This is a genomic window from Streptococcus sp. VT 162 (assembly GCA_000688775.2).
In the GTDB taxonomy this organism is placed as follows: domain Bacteria; phylum Bacillota; class Bacilli; order Lactobacillales; family Streptococcaceae; genus Streptococcus.
This window is the reverse complement of sequence record CP007628.2, coordinates 98,875-120,893: the sequence shown is the minus strand read 5'-3', so window position 1 is coordinate 120,893 and position 22,019 is coordinate 98,875. Positions and strand designations below refer to the sequence as shown.

Genomic DNA, 22,019 nt, shown 5'->3' with positions numbered 1-22,019 from the left:
GACACATGCACATTTTTGATGAGCTAAAAGAGCGTGGTTTGATTTTTCAAACGACTGATGAAGAAGCTTTGCGTAAAGCCCTAGAAGAAGGTCAAGTTTCTTATTATACTGGCTACGATCCAACTGCTGATAGCCTTCACCTCGGCCACCTTGTCGCAATCTTGACCAGTCGTCGCTTGCAGTTAGCAGGTCATAAACCATATGCGCTCGTTGGCGGTGCTACAGGTCTCATCGGAGATCCGTCCTTCAAAGATGCTGAGCGTAGTCTCCAAACAAAAGACACAGTAGAGGGCTGGGTCAAGTCTATCCAAGGGCAACTTTCTCGTTTTCTTGACTTTGAAAATGGTGAAAATAAGGCTGTCATGGTCAACAACTACGACTGGTTTGGCAGTATCAGCTTCATTGACTTCCTCCGTGACGTCGGAAAATACTTCACTGTCAACTACATGATGAGTAAGGAATCTGTGAAGAAACGGATCGAGACAGGGATTTCTTACACTGAGTTTGCCTACCAAATCATGCAAGGGTACGACTTCTATGTCCTTAACCAAGACTACAATGTTACTCTGCAAATCGGTGGTTCTGACCAGTGGGGAAATATGACAGCTGGTACCGAATTGCTTCGTCGTAAGGCTGACAAGACTGGTCACGTGATCACTGTTCCACTCATCACAGACGCAACTGGTAAGAAATTTGGTAAGTCAGAAGGAAACGCAGTTTGGCTTAACCCTGAAAAGACTTCTCCATACGAAATGTACCAATTCTGGATGAACGTGATGGATGCTGACGCTGTTCGCTTCTTGAAAATCTTTACCTTCTTGTCACTCGATGAGATTGAAGACATCCGCAAAGAGTTTGAAGCGGCTCCACACGAACGCTTGGCACAAAAGGTCCTCGCTCGTGAAGTCGTGACTCTTGTTCACGGAGAAGAAGCTTACAAAGAAGCCCTTAACATCACCGAGCAACTCTTTGCTGGAAACATCAAAAACCTTTCTGTCAAAGAACTCAAACAAGGACTTCGTGGAGTGCCAAACTACCAAGTAAAAGCAGACGAAAACCACAATATCGTGGAACTCCTCGTGTCATCTGGTGTGGTGAATTCAAAACGCCAAGCCCGTGAAGACGTCCAAAACGGAGCTATCTACGTCAACGGCGACCGTATCCAAGACCTTGACTATGTCTTGAGTGACGCAGATAAGTTAGAAAACGAACTCACTGTTATCCGCCGCGGGAAGAAGAAATACTTTGTGTTGACTTACTAAATTGTTAAACATTTACCTATAAACAAAGGAGTTACCCTCGAGAAAGGTAACTCCTTTTTGCTGTGAATAGTCCCCACCTATCCCTTAATAGACAGGCTACGCAGGACTATGCGTAAGGTTGTTAGATTATGTAGGATAGAGAGGTTTGAAGGACTGAGCCAATTAAACAAGCCAAAGCCAATCAAACTACTATTTACGACAACGGTATCTTGAATATTCTTCTTGATGAGTGTTTGCAAAGATGATGATAGCCAATCCAACTCTTGGAAGAAATCCAAACGATTATCTAACAATAAGATATCGCTCATCTGCTTAGAAATATCTGCACTCTCATTCATCACCACACCGATATCTGATAGGGTTAGAGCCGCTGAGTCATTCAATCCATCTCCAACCATCAAAATCGTGTGACCTGCTTTCTGCAGTTCCTCTACTAACTCAAATTTCCCATCAGGTTTCAAGTCTGTATAGACCTGATCAAAGGGCAAATCTTTGACTAATTCCTCTGTCCTAACCAAGGTGTCCCCTGTTGCCAGAATCAATTTTTTCCCTTGTGCCTTAAGTTTCTCCAAGGCTGCTTTTGCTTCTTTTCTCAAAGGAGTATGAATGCAGAACATTCCAATCAATTCATTCTGATAAGCCAAGAATAAGAGATTGTAGTGACTCTTGTACTCTTCAATTAAAGCATTTTGTTCTGAACTGATATGAATCTGCTCATCCTGCATCAAGACATAATTCCCAATAAGAACTGGTTGGCCATCTATATGAGATTTGATCCCCTTGCTTGCAATATATTGGAGTTTCCCATGCATTTCCTCATGTTCAATTCCCTCTATCTCAGCTTGCTTGACGATGGCATTAGCAATAGGATGATAAATGTGTTCCTCAAGACAGGCACTGATTCTGAGAATATCTTCCTCACTATAGTCCCCAAAAGGTAACACCTTTTCAACTATAGGATAACTAGTTGTGATTGTTCCCGTCTTATCAAACAAGAAAGTATCAACTTCCAGATATTTCTCCAGAACATCCCCATCCTTAATCACCATTTCACGGTTCAACCCCTCCTTGATAGCTGTCAAATAAGCTACAGGAGTAGAGATTTTCAAAGCGCAGGAGAAATCGACTAATAGGAAAGAAATAGCCTTAGAAAAAGAACCTGTTAATAGGTAAGTTAGCCCAGCCCCCAAGAAATTATATTTGACGACCTTATCCGCCATCTTGATGAAATAGCGTTGTTTCGTTTTCTTGTTTTCTTCAGATTTCTTCATTAACTCAATCAGTTGTAAAATCCGGCTGTTCATCTGATTATCGGTTACACGAATGCGTAACTCTCCAGTTTCTAATACTGTATTTGCACAAACCAAATCAGACTCTCTTTTTTCAACTGGAAAACTCTCTCCCGTCAAGGAACTTTCGTTGACCATACCTAAACCTGAAACTACTTGTCCATCAAACAGAATTTCATTTCCTTGAGATAGGACCAAGACATCTCCTATTTGAACATCGGAACTCTTGATACTAACAACCGTATCGCCCTGTACTAAGAATACGTCGCTCTCTTTTGCAAGAAGGCTTTGTTCTAAATCTGTTGCAGTTTTTTTCAAAGACCACTGATCTAAATGATTCCCCAAATCAAGCATAAACATGATATTGCTAGCTGTCTTGGATTGGTTCATAAACAAGGACAATAAAATCGCCGAACAGTCCAAGACTTCCATCGTTAGTTCCTTACGCGCTAGTGTTTGATAGGCTTCTCTAATATAACCCAAAGCCTGATAACAAGTCCATATATAGCGAATAGGATACGGCACAAAACTACGAAAAAGTACACGCTTAATCGCTGCACCTGAAACAATAGAATAAGCACTCTCTTCTCTACGAATGGGAAGAGTCATCAACTCAGAAACTTTCCCTTTATCAATTCTTTTTAAAAAGGCTTCTGCATTATCTAATACAGAAAAGCCTTCTTTTATGCGTAGAGTAAAGTGCTGTTGATCCATGTAAAACTGGATAGACTCAATCCCCTTTTCATCTCTCGCCAAGGAACGAAGATAGTCTTGAATATCCAAGGTGAGTGAAAAAGAAGATGATAGTCGGATATGTTGGTATCCTCTATGTAGCACTTTAAAAGACATATTATTCTCCTATAAGGCTATCTAATTGCTCTTCTTTTTTCTCTTGCTCGTACAAATATTTGGCATCTTGCAAGACATCGTCTCCATGTTGTTTCACAACAGAAACAGATGCATCTAGCCCGTCTTTCAACTTGTAAGCCTTAGCCAAAGCTTTAGAATAACCTTTTTTAGCTTCCTTACTTGCCAAGATTTTCAAACCAAGGGTACCAAATGCGACACCACCCAAAAAGAGTGATGATTTTTTCGCAACTTTTGCAACGGTTAATACTTCTTTTAACATACTTATTTCCTCCTTATCATTATTATATAGAAATTTAGATATAAAAGCAATTTTATTCTATAAATTGGAGAATTAGTTTTATTTCTACTGAATCTCCCATCTACTTATTTCTAAAGTTGCTTTCATTTGCCTCTTTTGATACACTTAAACTATGAATACAAACCTCAAACCCAAACTTCAGCGTTTTGCTTCTGCGACTGCCTTTTCCTGCCCTATCTGCCAAGAAAATCTGGCCTTGGTAGAGTCTAGCCTCAAGTGTAGCAACCGCCATTCTTTTGATCTGGCAAAATTCGGCTATGTCAACTTGGCTCCGCAAATCAAGCAATCTGCCAACTACGACAAGGAAAACTTCCAAAACCGCCAGCAAATTCTTGAAGCTGGTTTTTATCAGGCTATTTTAGAAGGTATCTCGGACTTACTAACAACTAATCCATCCGCAAAAACAGTCTTGGATATCGGTTGTGGCGAAGGTTTCTACTCTCGTAAACTCCAAGAAAGTCACTCTGATAAAACCTTCTATGCCTTTGACATTTCAAAAGACTCGGTCCAAATCGCAGCTAAAAGTGAACTCAACTGGTCAGTTAATTGGTTTGTCGGTGACCTGGCTCGACTTCCTATAAAAGACGCCAGTATGGATATCCTGCTCGACATCTTTTCACCTGCCAACTATGGGGAATTCCGTCGCGTTTTATCCAAAGATGGCATCTTGATCAAGGTCATCCCGACTGAAAATCACCTCAAAGAAATCCGTCAAAGGGTACAAGACCAGCTGACAAACAAGGACTATTCCAACCAAGATATCAAGGAACATTTCCAGGAATACTTCAGCATCCAATCTATCCAAATAGCTTCCCTAACCAAACCCATCACAGCCGAGCAACGCCAAGCTTTACTTAGCATGACCCCCCTTCTCTTTCATGTTGACCAGACCAAAATTGACTGGAGTCAACTGACAGAGATTACCATTGAGGCAGAGATTTTGGTTGGGAAAGCACTGTAAATAAAACTTTCAGATAAGACAAAACCCGCACCTTCAAGGTACGGGTTTAAGTTATGTAATTATTAGTTCAAGTGCCAGATATCTTCGTTGTACTGAGCGATTGTACGGTCAGATGAGAAGAATCCTGCTTTGGCAATGTTAACAATGACTTTATCCAACCATGCGTCACGGTCTTCGTAGTCAGCAAGCATTTGCTCTTTGACTTTAATGTAATCTTCCAAGTCAAGGAGAGTCATGAACCAGTCTTTGTCGATCAATTCGTTGTGAAGGCGTTCCAAGCGTTCTTTCTTGCCTACTGCAAGAACAGCGTCACTCACGATGAAGTCAACTAATGGTTTGATAGCTTTACGAGCGTAGAATTCGCTTGATTTGTAAGCTGCTTTTGCGTAAAGGTCGATAACAGTTTCTGAATCTTCACCGAAGATGTAGATATTTTCGTCGCCAACCAACTCAGCAATTTCCACGTTAGCTCCGTCCATAGTACCAAGAGTCAAAGCTCCGTTCAACATGAATTTCATGTTACCAGTACCTGAAGCTTCTTTAGAAGCAAGTGAGATTTGTTCTGAGATGTCACATGCTGGGATGAGGAAGCTTGCTGCAGTAACGTTGTAGTTTTCAACCATAACCACTTGCAAGTGTGGAGCTACTTCTGGATCATTTGCAATCACTTCTGACAAGCAAAGGATCAAGTGAATGATGTCTTGGGCGATTGTGTAGGCAGGGGCTGCTTTACCACCAAAGAAGACTGTGATTGGACGAGCAGGGATGTTACCAGCCTTGATATCAAGGTATTTGTGGATGACATACAAAGCGTTCATTTGTTGGCGTTTGTACTCGTGAAGGCGTTTGATTTGGATATCAAAGATAGAGTTTGTATTGATTTCCACACCTTGGTGATCTTTCAAGTGACGAGCCAATTTACGTTTGTTGTGAGCCTTGATGCTTTCCAATTTTTCTTTAACAGCAGCCTTGTCTTCGTATGACAAGAGTTTTTCAAGCTCATCTGCTTCATGGTGCCAACCATGTCCAATAATCTCATCCAAGTAGTGAGACAGTCTTGGGTTGGCATGCATGAGCCAACGACGGAATGTGATACCGTTTGTTTTGTTGTTGAATTTTTCTGGGTAGATGTCGTAGAAAGCTTTCAACTCTGAGTTCTTCAAGATCTCAGTGTGGAGGGCTGCCACCCCGTTCACGCTGTATCCATAGTGGATATCCATGTGAGCCATGTGTACACGGTCGTTTTCATCAATGATTTGAACAGCTGGGTCTTTGTATTCTGCTTTCACACGACGGTCCAATTCTTTGATGATTGGTACCAAGTGAGGAACCACTTCTTGCAAGAATTCAAGAGGCCATTTTTCAAGGGCTTCAGCAAGGATTGTGTGGTTAGTGTAGGCAGTCATGCTACGAACGATAGAGATTGCTTCGTCAAGTTCGATACCACGTGCAGTCAAAAGACGGATCAATTCAGGGATCACCATTGATGGGTGAGTATCATTGATTTGTACAACTGCGTAGTCTGCAAGGTCATGCAAGTTGCTTCCTTTTTCGATCGCTTCGTCAATGATCAATTGCGCACCGTTTGAAACCATGAAGTATTGTTGGAAGATACGGAGCAATTCACCTTGCTTGTCGCTATCGTCTGGGTAAAGGAAGAGAGTCAAGTTGCGAGCGATATCTGTCTTGTCAAAGTTGATACCATCTTCGATGATAGAAGAATCAACTGAATCCAAGTCAAACAAACGCAAGCGGTTTTTAGTAGCTGTCTTGTAACCAGGTACGTCGATATCGTAAAGAGTAGATGTCAATGTGAAGTGTGCGAATGGCACTTGGTAGCTACGGCTTGAGCGAACCAACCAGTTTTGCTCTGTCAACCAAGCATTAGGAATCGTTTCTTGTTGGTTGTTTTTAAGAACTTGTTGGAAAAGACCAAAGTGATAGTTCAATCCAACACCGTCACCATTCAAACCAAGTGTAGCGATTGAGTCGATAAAGCAGGCTGCCAAACGTCCCAAACCACCGTTACCAAGTGATGGTTCCAATTCTACTTCTTCGATTTCGATCAACTCTTTACCGGCATCAGCAAGTTCTTTTTTCACATCGTCGTAAAGACCAAGGTTGATCAAGTTGTTTGACAAGAGTTTACCAATCAAGAACTCAGCTGAGATGTAGTAAACTTTTTTCTTACCAGTGTTGACTGGTTTTTGGCTGCTAGCAAGCTTGCTGTAGTTGAGAAGAGCAAGGTAAAGCTCTTCATTGCTACATTCTGCAATAGTTTTATTGTAACGCTTTTGTACAAATTCTTTTAATGGTAACATTTTTGTGTCTCCTGATATTGTCTTATTTCTTTAATTCTACCAAATTTTCATTAATTCGGCGATAAATTGTAGTCAAGTCAAGCAAAGTTTCTTCAACAGCTGGTGTGAGTTGGTCTGCTGTCATACGCCATGACCAGTTTCCACCAAGAGTAGATGGGTAGTTCATGCGAGCCGCCTCATCTAGTTCTAGCAAGTCTTGCATGGTTGCAATAGCCATGAAGCTCACTGATGAAAATACTGTACGAAGCATTGCGTGCGGCACTGTTTCATACTCTTTACGGTTGGTGTAACGCGCCATGTACTCACGAGTTGGATCATCGATCTCATTACGGTACCAACCAAGAACTGTATTGTTATCGTGTGTTCCTGTGTACATAACAGAGTTAGCAGGTGCCAAGTGTGGGCTATCGATACTTTCGTCTTCTGGGTTGAAGGCAAATTGAAGAATCTTCATCCCTGGGAAGCCAGTACGTTCGCGCAACTCGATAACTTCATCTGTCATGAAACCAAGGTCTTCTGCGATGATGTTTAGCTCACCAAGCTCTTCCTTAACGGCTGCGAAGAGTTTGTAGCCTGGACCTTTCACCCATTTACCAGGTGCTGCTGTATCGGAACCAGCAGGAATTTCCCAGTAAGATTCGAAACCGCGGAAGTGGTCGATACGAACGATATCGTAGATTTTGAACCTTTCACGCAAGCGTTCAACCCACCATTTGTACCCGTCTTTGTCCATTGCTTCCCAGTCATAGATTGGGTTTCCCCAAAGCTGACCAGTGGCAGAAAACTCATCTGGTGGGCATCCTGCGATGCAAGTTGCTTTACCAGTGGCATCTGTCTTGAAGAGATGTGGATTTGCCCACATGTCGCTTGAATCTTCCGCAACGTAGATAGGCATGTCTCCAACAATTTCGATGTGGTTGTCGTTAGCGTAGGCTTTCAATTTCAACCATTGTTGGAAGAAGAAATATTGAGTCACACGGTGGTAAACCAACTTGTCTGCCAATTTCTCACGGTAGCTTTCAAGTGCTGAAGCTTTACGAGCACGAGCGTCTGCATCTGGCCATTCTGTCCAAGCAAGATTGTCAAAATGCTCTTTGATAGCCATATATTCTGCGAAGAGTTCAAGCCATGATTGGTTGTCTTGAGCAAACTTCTCAAAAGCTTTGACGTCTCCCACTTCCAAGAAACGTTTAACTGCTTTTTCTAAAAGCGGACGACGTGCGTAATAAATCTTCGCATAGTCGACTTCCGATGCATCACTACCAAAGTCAACACCTTCAAGATCTCTAGCTTCGAGCAAGCCTTGCTCTACCAAGATATCAAGGTCGATAAAATGCGTATTTCCAGCAAAGGCTGAGAATGATTGGTATGGAGAATCTCCATAGCTTGTTGTCCCAAGAGGGAGGATTTGCCAGTAACGTTGCTTCGTACGAACCAAGAAATCAACGAAATCATAGGCAGTCTGCCCAAATGATCCAATCCCGTATGCTCCTGGCAGAGAAGAGATGTGCATCAACACACCACTTTGACGTTTTTTCATAATAGCACCTCATGTGTTTGTTATAAAACGTTGCGCAATTAAGGCGCAAACGTTTGCGTTAATTTAAGTATAACGCATTTCAAAAACAAATGCAAGCGTTTTTAAAAAATTTTTTTGAATTATTTTAATCAAACAAAACTTGTTGCCACTGATATTTTATGAAATAAGCGAAAAAATTTTAAAGATTTTCTGATTTAAGATAATTCATTCCCAATATCTGCTCTATTTTCTGAAAAACCGAGCCGAATTTACGCAATCGTTTTCCTAATATATTTTCAATTCAAAAAAAACAAACATTTTAAGTTCTTTCCTATATATGGGCTTTAACAAATGTTTGAAACCTTAAAATTTTTTTAAAAATTTTTCTAAAAAAGCTTGCAACCGTTTTCTATTTGTGCTATACTAAGTTCGTAAAAGAAAACGTTTGCGTTTTCTCATTAAATTATTTTTGTTATTCTTTAGGAGGAATACACTATGTCATCTAAATTCATGAAGAGCGCTGCTGTGCTCGGAACTGCTACTCTTGCTAGCTTACTTTTGGTAGCTTGCGGAAGCAAAACTGCTGATAAAGCAGCTGATACTAGCTCATCTGAAGCAAAAGAAATCACTTTCTACGTTGAAGACCAATACAAAGCCTACGCTGAAAAAGTTGCTGCAGCTTATGAAAAAGAATCAGGTACAAAAGTTAACATCAAATCAGGTGACCAACTTGGTGGACTTGACAAACTTTCTCTTGACAACCAATCAGGTCAAGCTGCTGACGTTATGATGGCACCATACGACCGCGTAGGTAGCCTTGGTACTGACGGACAACTTTCAGAAGTTACTTTGAGCGATGGTGCAAAAACAGATGATAAGACTAAATCTCTTGTAACAGCTGCTGACGGTAAAGTTTACGGTGCTCCTGCCGTTATTGAGTCACTTGTTATGTACTACAACAAAGACTTGCTAAAAGAAGCTCCAAAAACTTTTGCTGAATTAGAAGAACTTGCTAAAGACAGCAAATACGCTTTCGCTGGTGAAGATGGCAAAACTACTGCATTCCTAGCTGACTGGACAAACTTCTACTACGCATACGGACTTCTTGCTGGTAACGGTGGTTACGTATTCGGACAAAACGGTAAAGACGCTAAAGACATCGGTCTTGCAAACGACGGTTCTATCACTGGTGTCAACTACGCTAAATCTTGGTATGAAAAATGGCCTAAAGGTATGCAAGATACTGAAGGTGCTGCAAACTTGATCCAAACTCAATTCCAAGAAGGTAAAACAGCTGCTATCATCGACGGTCCTTGGAAAGCTCAAGCATTCAAAGATGCTAAAGTAAACTACGGTGTTGCTACTATTCCAACTCTTCCAAATGGTAAAGAATACACACCATTCGGTGGTGGTAAAGCTTGGATCATCCCATCAAGCACTAAGAACCTTGAAGCTGCACAAAAATTTGTAGACTTCCTTGTTTCAACTGAACAACAAAAAGCATTCTACGATGCAACTAACGAAATCCCAGCTAACACTGAAGCTCGTTCATACGCTGAAGGTAAAAACGATGAGTTGACAACAGCTGTTATCAAACAGTTCAAGAACGCTCAACCAATGCCAAACATTTCTCAAATGTCAGCTGTTTGGGATCCAGCTAAAACAATGCTCTTTGACGCTGTAAGCGGTAAGAAAGATGCTAAGACAGCTGCTAACGATGCTGTAACATTGATCAAAGAAACAATCAAACAAAAATTTGGTGAATAATTGAATTCGTTACAAGGGGGGAGAATACAGATCCCCCTTTGATTTTATAAATTTACGAATGATTGCAGTTGCCTATCTAGTGATTGGAGACAAACTTCAATCTCGTATCCTATGAAAGGAGTATTCATGGAAAACCAACAACCTAGCAAAGCAGCCTTGCTTTCAGTGATTCCTGGGTTAGGACAGATTTACAATAAACAAAAGGCCAAAGGTTTTATCTTCCTTGGTGTAACTATCGTATTTGTTCTTTATTTCCTAGCACTTGCTGCGCCGGAATTGCACAATTTGATCACTCTTGGTGACAAGCCAGGTCGTGATAATTCCCTCTTTATGCTGATTCGTGGTGCCTTCCATTTAATCTTTGTAGTCGTTTATGTGCTCTTTTATTTCTCAAATATTAAAGATGCACATACAATCGCAAAACGTATTAACAATGGAATTCCTGTCCCACGTACTTTTAAAGATATGATCAAAGGTATTTATGAGAATGGTTTCCCTTACCTCTTGATCATCCCATCTTACGTCGCTATGACATTTGCGATTATCTTCCCAGTTATCGTAACCTTGATGATTGCCTTTACCAACTATGACTTCCAACACTTGCCACCAAACAAATTGTTGGACTGGGTTGGCTTGACGAACTTCACTAATATCTGGAGCTTAAGTACCTTCCGTTCAGCCTTCGGTGCGGTTCTTTCTTGGACCATCATCTGGGCCTTGTCTGCTTCTACTTTGCAGATTGTGATTGGTATCTTCACAGCAATCATTGCTAACCAACCATTTATCAAAGGAAAACGTATCTTTGGTGTTATTTTCCTTCTTCCTTGGGCTGTTCCAGCCTTCATCACTATCTTGACATTCTCAAACATGTTTAACGATAGTGTCGGAGCGATCAACACTCAAGTATTGCCTATCTTGGCTAAGGTCCTTCCTTTCCTTGACGGAGCGCTTATCCCTTGGAAAACAGACCCAACTTGGACTAAGATTGCCTTGATTATGATGCAAGGTTGGCTAGGATTCCCATACATCTACGTTTTGACTTTGGGTATCTTGCAGTCGATTCCTAACGACCTCTACGAAGCGGCTTACATCGATGGTGCCAATGCTTGGCAAAAATTCCGCAACATCACTTTCCCTATGATTTTGGCTGTTGCGGCACCAACATTGATCAGCCAATACACCTTCAACTTTAACAACTTCTCTATCATGTACCTCTTCAACGGCGGAGGTCCTGGTAGCGTTGGTGGTGGAGCCGGTTCAACTGATATCTTGATCTCATGGATTTATCGTTTGACAACAGGTACATCTCCTCAATACTCTATGGCGGCAGCTGTTACCTTGATTATCTCAATCATTGTCATCTCTATCTCTATGATTGCATTCAAGAAACTACACGCATTTGATATGGAGGACGTCTAAGATGAATAACTCAATCAAACTCAAACGTAGACTGACTCAAACCCTCACTTACCTCTACTTGATTGGCTTATCAATCGTGATTATCTATCCACTTTTGATCACCATTATGTCAGCCTTCAAGTCTGGTAACGTGGTAGCCTTTAAACTAGATGGTAACGTCGATTTTAGTTTTGATAACTTTAAAGGACTCTTCACTGAAACCTTATACGGCACTTGGTATCTCAATACCTTGATCATCGCCTTGATTACAATGGCTGTTCAAACAAGTATCATCGTACTTGCTGGTTACGCCTACAGCCGTTACAACTTCTTGGCTCGTAAACAAAGTTTGGTCTTCTTCTTGATCATCCAAATGGTGCCAACTATGGCCGCTTTGACAGCCTTCTTCGTTATGGCCCTTATGTTGAACGCCCTTAACCATAGCTGGTTCCTCATCTTCCTATATGTCGGTGGTGGTATCCCAATGAACGCTTGGTTGATGAAAGGTTACTTCGACACAGTACCAATGTCTCTTGATGAATCAGCAAAACTAGATGGTGCAGGACACTTCCGTCGCTTCTGGCAAATTGTTCTCCCACTCGTTCGCCCAATGGTTGCAGTACAAGCGCTCTGGGCCTTCATGGGACCTTTCGGAGACTATATCCTCTCTAGTTTCTTGCTTCGTGAGAAAGAATACTTTACAGTTGCCGTTGGTCTACAGACCTTTGTCAGCAATGTGAAAAACTTGAAGATTGCCTACTTCTCAGCAGGTGCTATCCTCATCGCCCTTCCAATCTGTATTCTCTTCTTCTTCCTACAAAAGAACTTTGTTTCAGGACTTACAAGTGGTGGCGACAAGGGATAATTTATCCCCGCCACCCTTTTTCATTTTGATCTTGTTTCTAAAGTTGAAAGATTAGACACAAGACCGCAAATAGTAGCAAAATCAGCTTTTCAGTAAGCAATTTATCTACTAGACTTGAAATAAAGCACATTTCTCTATATAATAATACTCATATAGAAAACACCTTTTAGAAAGATGCCTATGCTTCCATATCCATTCTCGTATTTTACTAGTATCTGGGGATTTCGTAATCCCCTGTCAAAACGTTTTGGACTCAACTGGTTTCAACTCCTCTTTACGAGCATTTTCCTCATCAGCTTGTCCATGATTCCAATTGCCATTCAAAACAGCTCACAGGAAACGTATCCACTGGATACCTTTATCGATAATGTCTATACTCCACTGACAGATGAAGCCATCATGGACTTGTCAGAGAATGCACAAATCGTTGATGGAAAGCTGAACTACTCAGGTACAAAGAATCAGCAGCCTTCTCTTTTGATTGGCCCAAGTCCAAGTAAGGAATTGCCAAAGGATTTGCAACTTCATTTTGATACGAAAGAACTCGTCATCAGTAAGGAAAGTAAGGAACTAACTCGCATTCGCTACCACGCCATTCAAACGGAGAGTTTCCAGAGTAAGGAAACTTTAACCCAGGCTATTTCTAAAGACTGGTACCAACAGAACCGTGTCTATATCAGTCTCTTTCTCGTTCTTGGTGCAAGCTTCCTCTTTGGATTGAATTTCTTTATTGTCTCTCTTGGAGCTAGTCTCCTCCTTTATATCACCAAAAAATCACGCCTCTTTTCATTTAGGAGCTTTAAAGAGTGCTACCATTTTATCTTGAACTGTTTAGGATTACCCACTCTGATTACGCTTATTTTGGGACTTTTTGGCCAAAATATGGCGACCCTTATCACTGTACAAAACATTCTTTTTGTTCTTTATCTGGTCACCATTTTTTACAAGACACACTTCCGTGATCCAGATTATCATAAATAGGAGATTTTTATGCCCGTTACGATTAAAGACGTGGCCAAGGCAGCAGGTGTCTCACCTTCAACTGTTACCCGCGTTATTCAAAACAAATCAACGATTAGTGATGAAACCAAAAAACGAGTTCGCAAGGCGATGAAGGAGCTCAACTACCACCCCAATCTCAATGCTCGTAGCTTGGTAAGTAGCTATACTCAAGTTATCGGCCTAGTGCTCCCTGACGACTCGGATGCCTTTTACCAAAATCCTTTCTTCCCATCTGTTCTACGAGGGATCGCCCAAGTGGCATCTGAGAACCACTATGCTATTCAGATTGCAACGGGGAAAGATGCAAAAGAGCGGCTCAAAGCTATTTCCCAGATGGTCTATGGTAAGCGTGTAGATGGTTTGATTTTCCTCTATGCCCAAGAAGAAGATCCTTTGGTTAAGCTAGTAGCAGATGAGCAATTTCCTTTCCTTATCTTAGGTAAATCTCTATCTCCCTTCATTCCGCTCGTCGATAATGACAATGTCCAGGCAGGTTTTGATGCAACAGAATATTTCATCAAAAAAGGATGCAAGCGAATTGCCTTCATCGGAGGAACCAAAAAACTTTTCGTAACACAAGATCGTCTAATGGGTTATGAGTTAGCTCTTAAACAATACCAACTTCCTATTGATCCAAATCTGACCTACTTTGCGACCGAATTTCTTGAAGATAATGGTTATCGCTTTAGTAAACTTCTCTTCGAGCATGATCCAAATATTGATGCTATTATTACTATTGATAGCCTTCTTGCTGCAGGGGTCTGTGATTACATCGCAAAACACCAACTGGATGTCCCTGTCCTCAGCTTTGACTCGGTCAACCCTAAACTGAACTTGGCAGCCTATGTGGATATCAATAGCTTAGAACTCGGGCGCGTTTCCTTTGAAACCATTCTCCAGATTATTAACGATGCCAAAAACAATAAACAGATTTGTTACCGCCAGTTGATTGGACACAAAATTATCGAAAAATAAAGACCAGCCCCAAGGCTGGTCTTTTGAGTATGATTAATTGTCTGTTTCTACGAATCGTCCTAGGATGTGGACATTTTCAGATACAGAGACAAAGGCTGTTGGATCGACCTGTTTCATGATGTGTTTAAAATCATTAAACTCTGCTCGCGTGATAACAGTGATCAAGACTGCTTTTCTCTCATGATTATAGGTTCCTTCTGCATCGTGGATCATGGTTGCTCCACGGTGCAATTTTTTATGGATTTTTGCGATTACCTTGTCAGGATTATTGGTCACAATCATGGCCTGCATTCGTTTTTGCTTTGTAAAGACCGCGTCTGTCACACGGCTCGATACAAAAATGGTAATCATAGAGTAGAGGGCGTATTTCCAACCAAAGGTCAGACCTGCTATCAGCATGATGGTTCCATTTACCAAGAAAGAAATACTGCCGACATTCTTACCCGTTTTCTTTCGAATGGTGAGACTGACGATATCTGTACCTCCGCTAGAAATATTGTTACGGAGCGCAAAACCAATCCCCAAGCCCATGACAACACCCCCAAAAAGAGCATTGATGATGGGATCCTCTGTCAAGGTCACAACTGGCACAAGCTGGATAAAGAGGGAACTCATGGATACTGTGATAAAGGTAAAGATTGTAAACTTATGCCCAATCTGATACCAAGCCAAAATCATCAAGGGAAAATTGATGGCGTAAAAGGTCAGCGATATCGGAATATAAAAACCAAACCAGTGATTACTCAAAGCAGAGATAATCTGTGCCAAACCCGTCGCACCACTGGAGTAAACGTGTCCTGGTTGAAAAAAGAAATTGACTGCTACTGCTGACAAAAAGCCATAAACCAGAGAAGCCGAGACTTTCTCATCATATTTTTCCCGAGAGATACTTTGTAAAACTCGTAAGATTTTTATCTGATAAGCAAAGCGGCGCAGATAATAGCGCCACCGCTTAATTTGTTTTGCTTGTTTCATCTTCTTCTACTTGTAAGCTGAGTTCCTCTAGTTGTTTGAGAGCGACTGTTGATGGAGCTTGTGTCATTGGATCGGTTGCCTTGTTGTTCTTAGGAAAGGCAATGACTTCACGGATATTTTCTTCTCCTGCTAAGAGCATCACAAAACGGTCAAGACCGATCGCCAAACCACCGTGTGGTGGGAAACCATAGTCCATAGCCTCAAGAAGGAAACCAAACTGGTCATTTGCTTCTTCGGCTGAGAAACCAAGAGCCTTGAACATGCGTTCTTGAAGGTCTTTTTGGTTGATACGAAGGCTACCACCACCAAGCTCATAACCGTTCAAGACGATATCGTAAGCAATGGCACGAACCTTAGCCAAATCACCTTCTAATTCGTGAGCTGTTTCTTCCTGTGGAAGGGTAAATGGATGGTGGGCGCTCATGTAGCGGTCTTCTTCTTCAGACCATTCAAACATTGGCCAATCAACCACCCAAAGGAAATTGAATTTATCGCTATCAATCAAGCCAAGCTCTTTGGCAATACGACCACGAAGGGCACCAAGGGTTGCATTCGCCACTTCAAGCGTATCCGCCACAAAGAGAACCAAGTCCTTATCTTCAAGACCAAGTACTGCAGTCAATTCTGCTTGAATGCCAGTCAAGAACTTTGCAACTGGTCCGTTTAATTCTCCATCAACCACCTTGACCCAAGCAAGACCTTTGGCACCATATTGTTTGGCTACTTCAGTCATCTTGTCAATGTCTTTACGTGAGTAGTTATCTGCTGCTCCTTTGACCACAATGGCTTTAACGGCAGGTGCTTCTGAAAAGACTTTGAAATCAACACCCTTGACAACTTCTGTCAAGTCCTGAAGCAACATGTCAAAACGCGTATCTGGCTTGTCAGAACCATAAAGGGCCATGGCATCATCGTACTTCATACGAGGAAATGGAAGCGTCACTTCGATGCCTTTTGTTTCTTTCATCACGCGCGCAATCAAGCCTTCTGTGATGTCTTGGATTTCTTGCTCACTAAGGAAGGAAGTTTCCAAGTCGACCTGGGTAAATTCAGGCTGACGGTCACCACGCAAGTCCTCGTCACGGAAACATTTAACGATTTGGTAGTAACGGTCAAATCCAGCATTCATCAAGAGCTGTTTGGTAATCTGTGGGCTTTGAGGAAGAGCGTAGAAATGACCTTTGTTGACACGAGATGGCACCAAATAGTCACGCGCCCCTTCTGGTGTTGACTTAGAAAGGAATGGCGTCTCCACATCAATAAACTCCAACTCATCCAAGTAGTTACGGATAGAATGAGTCACCTTGGCACGAAGCTTAAGGTTTTCCAACATCTCTGGACGACGAAGGTCAAGGTATCGGTAACGCAAACGTGTATCGTCATTGGCCTCAATCCCATCTTTAATCTCAAAAGGTGTTGTTTTAGCTGTATTCAGCACTGTCAAAGCTGTCACGTTCAACTCAACCGCACCAGTCGGCAATTTATCATTGGCTTGCTCACGCGCAGTAACCTGACCCGTCACCTCGATGACAAACTCACTACGAAGGCTTTCAGCTGTTGCCATAACCTCTGCAGAAACTTTTTCTGGATTGATAACCAGCTGCATGATCCCTTCACGGTCACGAAGGTCGATAAAGATCAAACCACCCAAGTCACGACGACGGCCAACCCATCCTTTCAAGGTAATTTCTTGTCCGATATGTTCCTCACGAACACGACCAGCATACATACTACGTTTCATTGTTTCTCTCCTCTTTTATTCTGTTACTATTTTACCATAAAAGCGCAAGCTCTTCATGAAAATCATCAGAAAAGTTTGATTGTCTTTAGAAATCAAAACGAAGAGCTAAAAAATCGTGACAACATCAAAAAATCCGATGAAGACACCATCGGATTTTCTTATTTTGATTCTTGACCTTCTTTACGTTTTTCCGCGATTTCAGCCGCTTTTTTTGGCAGAACAATCACTGTAGCATAGGCCGTCGCAAAGCGCATGATTCCTGCAATAGGTGCAAAAATCACTGCTAGATTGTTGTAAAAGAAATCGCCTTTAAAGGCATAGGCAAGGCCTCCGATAATAAAGAAGAGAACGACTGCCTGTATCACTGCTAATAAAATTACTCGTTTCATGTGACCTCCTGACTCTATTATAGCATGAGTATCATCAAAAAGCCGACTAAATTATTCAAAGCGTGGAGAGAAATACTGTAAAGAAGACCTCTTCTATTGATATAAGCCAGCCCTAAACTAAAACCAAGACTAGCGTAGACGAAAAACTGTTGCAAAGTCCCTGGAAAATGAATCAAGGCAAAAAGCACACTTGATACGAGGAGAAACAGAGCTGTCTGTTTGCTGTTGTTCTGCTTAGGAAAGAGATAACGCGCCAGCATCCCTCTAAAGATGAGTTCTTCCGTCAGAGGAGCAAAGACTACCACCATAAAGAAACCAAATACAGGCTGAGCAACTGTCAATTGTGATACGATTTGTTGATTGACTGACGGATCTTCTGGCAAAAAGAACTGAGCTGTAATCGCCACTAGCAAAACCAGAGTAGGCAACCAGATATAACGATTAAAAGCTGTCGTCTGGATGCTAACCTTTTCTGTCTGATACCATCTGTAAACTCCATAAACATAGGCCCCTGACAGAGCGATATAGAGTGGCAAGACTCCAAAGATCGAAGCCCCTAGGTCAAGCGCTGATAAAGCCATACTCTGAATCAGACCATAGCCAAAGTAAAAGGATAGGACAGCTAGAAGAAACCAGCCAAGATTTTTAAGTAATTTCATAAAAGACTCCTATTTGAAATAACGTTTTACCATAGGTAATTGCATCACATTGATATAAATATGGATCGCTCCTACAAGCAAGAAGGCTAGTAACTGAATTTCTCCTGTCAGTAAGGAAAAGAGAACGATTAGAAAATAGAGAGTTGGCAAGACATACTGGTTTAATTGGAATAAAATTCGAAAACTCTGTTCTAAATTAGCCTTGCGCTCCCCTTCATCGTAGGAGTTTATATAGTCCAAGACATCTTTTGGTGTAGAGAAGAATTCCAAATCAAACTGACGAACGATCGCAATGGTCTTATAGAGATATTTTTGAGCACTGAAAATCATCACTAATGCCAAAAAAGAAAGAGATAAGGTTATATAGCTGATATTTAGTACAATTACTTCACTACCTGAGATGAAAAGAGCCAAAAAAATCGCTACGCCTGCACTATTAAAAGCAATAGTTCCAAACTCGAGATTACGATACATTTGTACATAATAGGTTTCATTCAGATCATCATCCATTTCCTCTTGATACAAGGAGTGAAATTTTCTGCTTTTCTTTAAGAAATCGAAAGTCAAAAACATACTAATGAAACCTAACAGTAAACAAATAGATGATATCCATGGAATCACGATTTTGACATCTAAAATGGTTCCATAGTTTTCGGTATAGGCCTTAAACATCCCTGCAAACATGCCCAAGAAGCCTCCCAAGATCAAAGCCATTAAAAATAACAATCCACGTTTCTTTTTCATATTCATCCTCTTTCTAAACTAATCCAACCAACCATTGACCAAAGTCCTTACCTGACTCAAAGATAGCGACCAAACCTTCTGTTCCAAGTGACACCAAAATCAAACAAACAGCAAACAAGAGAATAGCTTGGTTTCTAGCTTTTTTTGCTCCATCTCCCAAGGGTTCATTGCCAAGCCAACCTGCTAGATAGGCATAGAGAGTTACTGTTATAATCCCAATCTCTGTCGAAGAGAGAAACAGCAAGACTGTCACCAAACGAACGATATTGGCTTGAATGTTAAAATAATTTCCTAAACCTGCACAAACACCCGCAAGTTCTTTGTGCTCAGTATCGACTTGAAAACCTGCTAAAAACTTTTTCATATTCATTCTCCTTTTTCACTTGCTAGATTTTTGGATTTCTTTTCAATCCAGTCAACTACTGGGATGAGAGCAAAGTAGGTCCAAACAAATTGGTCGCTTTGATATGGATTAAACCAGCCTAGGTCCATCCCAATCAGTAGAAATACGCTGACTAATAGAGCTATGGCAACTACATAATAGATTACTTTATACTTGTTCATCATTTTTCTCCTTTTTCTTCAACCGATTGAAAATGGACAAGAGGACTAAATTAATCCAAAACAAATACTTACTTTCAACAAAATAGAACCAACCCAGTAATGTTCCAATCATAGCAAAAGCATTCACAATAAAGGCAAAAACACTCATATAATAAATTACTTTATACTTATTCATTCCTCATCCTCCTCTATACGAAAGACTGACTCGACTGGCTCATGGAATATCTGAGCAATCTTCAGGGCAATAACGATGGATGGGGTGTACTCATCCCGTTCTAACAAACTGATGGTCTGTCTGGAAACTCCTGCTAGCTTGGCAAGTTCGGTCTGATTGAGACCATCGCGAGCCCGAAGCTCTTTTAAACGATTTTTAAGCATTCCCTTCTCCTTTACTCTTAACTTGCTTACATTGTAACACATCTTTTTCTTTTTGACAAGCATATTTGTCAAAAAGTTTAAGATTTTTGTCATTTTGCAAAAGAAAAAGGTCAGGAATAAGATCCTGACCAGTTTTTCTACTATTAAAAGCCTAATTTTTCAAATATTTCTGAAAAGTTTTGGCTAATGGTCTCAAGTGATACTTGAACTTCTTCTCGAGTTTGGTTGTTCTTAACTGTCACTTGTCCGCTTTCGACTTCGCTCTCTCCGAGAGTGATGAGGGTCTTAGCAGCAAAGACATCGGCGGACTTGAACTGAGCTTTGAGTTTACGGTTAAGGTAATCACGCTCTGCTTTGAATCCTTGTTGGCGAAGGGCTTGTACCAATTCCAAGGCCTTAACATTTGCTCCTTCACCCAAGACTGCGATATAAACATCTAGAGCGTTTTCGATAGGGAGGGCCACCCCTTGTTTTTCAAGGATGAGAAGCAGGCGCTCTACACCAAGGCCAAATCCAAATCCAGCAGTTTCAGGACCACCAAAGTAGGCAACCAAACCATCGTAGCGACCACCCGCACAGACCGTCAAGTCATTGCCCTCAATCTCAGTGATGAACTCGAAAATCGTGTGGTTGTAATAGTCCAGACCGCGCACCATATTGGTATCGATGATATAGTCTACACCCAGATTTTCCAACATCTGACGCACAGCATCAAAGTGGGATTGGCTTTCTTCATCAAGGAAGTCCAAGATAGACGGCGCATTTTCTACTGCCACCTTGTCTTCTTTTTCCTTAGAGTCCAAGACACGGAGAGGATTTTCCTCCAAACGACGTTGGCTATCCTTCGACAAGGTCTCCTTGAGCGGTGTTAAATAGTCGATCAAGGCCTGACGGTAGGCTGCACGGCTCTCAGGATTTCCAAGCGTATTGAGGTGCAATTTGACACCTTGGATGCCGATTTCTTTCAAGAAATGAGCCGCCATAGCGATGGTTTCCACATCGGTAGCTGGATTACTAGAGCCAAAGCACTCGACACCAATCTGGTGGAACTGGCGCAAACGCCCTGCTTGTGGACGCTCATAACGGAACATAGGACCCATGTAATAGAACTTACTTGGCTTTTGCACTTCTGGGGCGAAGAGTTTATTTTCCACATAAGAGCGGACAACGGGCGCAGTTCCTTCTGGACGGAGGGTAATATGGCGGTCACCCTTGTCATAAAAATCGTACATTTCCTTGGTTACGATATCCGTTGTATCTCCGACAGAGCGACTGATGACCTCGTAATGCTCAAAAATAGGCGTGCGCACTTCTGCATAGTTATAGCGCTTGAAAATTTCACGGGCAAAGCCCTCAACATACTGCCACTTGGCAGACTCAGCCGGTAAAATATCCTGCGTTCCTTTTGGTTTTTGTAATTTCATAGGGAATCCTCTTTAAACTTAATAGTCTTATTTTACCATAAATAGAGGGATTAAAACAGTGAGAGGAGAAAATCTCAAGAGAGTCTTTTCAGAAAATTCATCAAAAACTTGCCAAATTGTCAGAATTATGAGAAAATAGAGGATATTTATCACGTGGAGGGACTGTTATGAGAGACGATATCAAAATCAATGACCGCGCTTTGGCCTTACAAGACCAAATTATCGAAAAACTAGAGAAGGTTTTTGATACAGATGTGGAATTGGATGTGTACAATCTGGGCTTGATTTATGAAATTAATCTGGATGAAACAGGTCTCTGTAAGATTGTCATGACCTTTACCGACACTGCCTGCGATTGCGCCGAAAGCCTGCCTATCGAAATCGTGGCCGGTCTGAAACAAATCGAGGGTATCGAAGATGTCAAGGTTGAAGTTACCTGGTCGCCTGCCTGGAAGATCACACGAATCAGTCGCTACGGCCGTATTGCCCTTGGACTGCCACCTCGTTAAGCAGGCAAATCACTTTTGAAGATAAAAAGAAGCAAGCCGAAGATGGCTTGCTTTTTGATACTCAATGAAAATCAAAGAGCAAACTAGGAAACTAGCCGGAAACTAGCCG

General features: G+C 41.5%; 22 protein-coding genes. 8 read left to right on the top strand and 14 right to left on the bottom strand.

Annotation, left to right across the window (positions count from 1 at the left end; translation table 11 throughout):
* Positions 1-5 precede the first annotated feature (5 nt).
* Positions 6-1,262: a tyrosine--tRNA ligase gene (locus tag V470_00645; protein AHZ46964.1), complete on the top strand. Its 1,257-nt coding sequence runs from the start codon at positions 6-8 to the stop codon at positions 1,260-1,262.
* A gap of 77 nt (positions 1,263-1,339) precedes the next feature.
* On the opposite strand, the gene V470_00640 is transcribed toward V470_00645, so the two are convergent.
* Complete coding sequence (locus tag V470_00640) at positions 1,340-3,400, bottom strand: ATPase P (GenBank protein AHZ46963.1); 2,061 nt, start codon at positions 3,398-3,400, stop codon at positions 1,340-1,342.
* 1 nt (position 3,401) lies between these two features.
* The gene (locus V470_00635) at positions 3,402-3,680 is read right to left on the bottom strand and encodes a hypothetical protein (protein AHZ46962.1); all 279 of its coding nucleotides are present in this window, start codon (positions 3,678-3,680) and stop codon (positions 3,402-3,404) included.
* A gap of 151 nt (positions 3,681-3,831) precedes the next feature.
* Here V470_00635 and V470_00630 point away from each other — a divergent pair, with 151 nt between their 5' ends.
* On the top strand, positions 3,832-4,680 hold the full coding sequence (locus V470_00630) for an rRNA (guanine-N1)-methyltransferase (GenBank protein AHZ46961.1): 849 nt from the start codon (positions 3,832-3,834) through the stop codon (positions 4,678-4,680).
* A gap of 62 nt (positions 4,681-4,742) precedes the next feature.
* On the opposite strand, the gene V470_00625 is transcribed toward V470_00630, so the two are convergent.
* Complete coding sequence (locus V470_00625) at positions 4,743-7,001, bottom strand: maltose phosphorylase (GenBank protein AHZ46960.1); 2,259 nt, start codon at positions 6,999-7,001, stop codon at positions 4,743-4,745.
* Positions 7,002-7,023: 22 nt separating this feature from the next.
* Positions 7,024-8,541, bottom strand: a complete 1,518-nt coding sequence (locus tag V470_00620; GenBank protein AHZ46959.1) for a 4-alpha-glucanotransferase — start codon at positions 8,539-8,541, stop codon at positions 7,024-7,026.
* Positions 8,542-9,015: 474 nt separating this feature from the next.
* On the opposite strand from V470_00620, the gene V470_00615 reads away from it, so the two are divergent.
* From V470_00615 to V470_00595, 5 genes are all read left to right on the top strand, one after another.
* Positions 9,016-10,287: a sugar ABC transporter substrate-binding protein gene (locus V470_00615; GenBank protein ID AHZ46958.1), complete on the top strand. Its 1,272-nt coding sequence runs from the start codon at positions 9,016-9,018 to the stop codon at positions 10,285-10,287.
* Positions 10,288-10,413: 126 nt separating this feature from the next.
* On the top strand, positions 10,414-11,706 hold the full coding sequence (locus tag V470_00610; GenBank protein ID AHZ46957.1) for a sugar ABC transporter permease: 1,293 nt from the start codon (positions 10,414-10,416) through the stop codon (positions 11,704-11,706).
* A 1-nt stretch (position 11,707) separates the two neighbouring features.
* The gene (locus V470_00605) at positions 11,708-12,550 is read left to right on the top strand and encodes a sugar ABC transporter permease (GenBank protein ID AHZ46956.1); all 843 of its coding nucleotides are present in this window, start codon (positions 11,708-11,710) and stop codon (positions 12,548-12,550) included.
* Between the two features lie 180 nt (positions 12,551-12,730).
* Complete coding sequence (locus V470_00600; protein ID AHZ46955.1) at positions 12,731-13,531, top strand: maltodextrose utilization protein MalA; 801 nt, start codon at positions 12,731-12,733, stop codon at positions 13,529-13,531.
* Between the two features lie 9 nt (positions 13,532-13,540).
* Positions 13,541-14,527, top strand: a complete 987-nt coding sequence (locus V470_00595; GenBank protein AHZ46954.1) for a LacI family transcriptional regulator — start codon at positions 13,541-13,543, stop codon at positions 14,525-14,527.
* Between the two features lie 33 nt (positions 14,528-14,560).
* On the opposite strand, the gene V470_00590 is transcribed toward V470_00595, so the two are convergent.
* From V470_00590 to V470_00545, 10 genes are all read right to left on the bottom strand, one after another.
* Complete coding sequence (locus V470_00590; GenBank protein ID AHZ46953.1) at positions 14,561-15,502, bottom strand: tyrosyl-tRNA synthetase; 942 nt, start codon at positions 15,500-15,502, stop codon at positions 14,561-14,563.
* Positions 15,480-17,243 (bottom strand): aspartate--tRNA ligase, encoded by a 1,764-nt coding sequence (aspS, locus tag V470_00585; GenBank protein ID AHZ46952.1) that lies wholly within the window; start codon positions 17,241-17,243, stop codon positions 15,480-15,482. Before aspS ends, V470_00590 begins: the two co-directional genes overlap by 23 nt.
* Positions 17,244-17,401: 158 nt before the next feature.
* Positions 17,402-17,632: a membrane protein gene (locus V470_00580; GenBank protein AHZ46951.1), complete on the bottom strand. Its 231-nt coding sequence runs from the start codon at positions 17,630-17,632 to the stop codon at positions 17,402-17,404.
* Positions 17,633-17,649: 17 nt separating this feature from the next.
* A complete protein-coding gene (locus V470_00575; GenBank protein ID AHZ46950.1) occupies positions 17,650-18,291 on the bottom strand; it encodes a CAAX protease in 642 nt (213 codons plus the stop codon).
* A 9-nt stretch (positions 18,292-18,300) separates the two neighbouring features.
* Complete coding sequence (locus tag V470_00570) at positions 18,301-19,035, bottom strand: membrane protein (protein AHZ46949.1); 735 nt, start codon at positions 19,033-19,035, stop codon at positions 18,301-18,303.
* 13 nt (positions 19,036-19,048) lie between these two features.
* Positions 19,049-19,399: a PspC family transcriptional regulator gene (locus V470_00565; GenBank protein ID AHZ46948.1), complete on the bottom strand. Its 351-nt coding sequence runs from the start codon at positions 19,397-19,399 to the stop codon at positions 19,049-19,051.
* A 2-nt stretch (positions 19,400-19,401) separates the two neighbouring features.
* Positions 19,402-19,599: a membrane protein gene (locus tag V470_00560; protein AHZ46947.1), complete on the bottom strand. Its 198-nt coding sequence runs from the start codon at positions 19,597-19,599 to the stop codon at positions 19,402-19,404.
* Positions 19,586-19,774: a membrane protein gene (locus V470_00555; protein ID AHZ46946.1), complete on the bottom strand. Its 189-nt coding sequence runs from the start codon at positions 19,772-19,774 to the stop codon at positions 19,586-19,588. Before V470_00555 ends, V470_00560 begins: the two co-directional genes overlap by 14 nt.
* Complete coding sequence (locus V470_00550) at positions 19,771-19,977, bottom strand: XRE family transcriptional regulator (protein AHZ46945.1); 207 nt, start codon at positions 19,975-19,977, stop codon at positions 19,771-19,773. Before V470_00550 ends, V470_00555 begins: the two co-directional genes overlap by 4 nt.
* 143 nt (positions 19,978-20,120) lie before the next feature.
* Positions 20,121-21,401 (bottom strand): histidyl-tRNA synthase, encoded by a 1,281-nt coding sequence (locus V470_00545; GenBank protein ID AHZ46944.1) that lies wholly within the window; start codon positions 21,399-21,401, stop codon positions 20,121-20,123.
* A 167-nt stretch (positions 21,402-21,568) separates the two neighbouring features.
* Here V470_00545 and V470_00540 point away from each other — a divergent pair, with 167 nt between their 5' ends.
* Positions 21,569-21,910: an aromatic ring hydroxylase gene (locus V470_00540; GenBank protein ID AHZ46943.1), complete on the top strand. Its 342-nt coding sequence runs from the start codon at positions 21,569-21,571 to the stop codon at positions 21,908-21,910.
* The last annotated feature ends 109 nt before the right edge of the window (positions 21,911-22,019 follow it).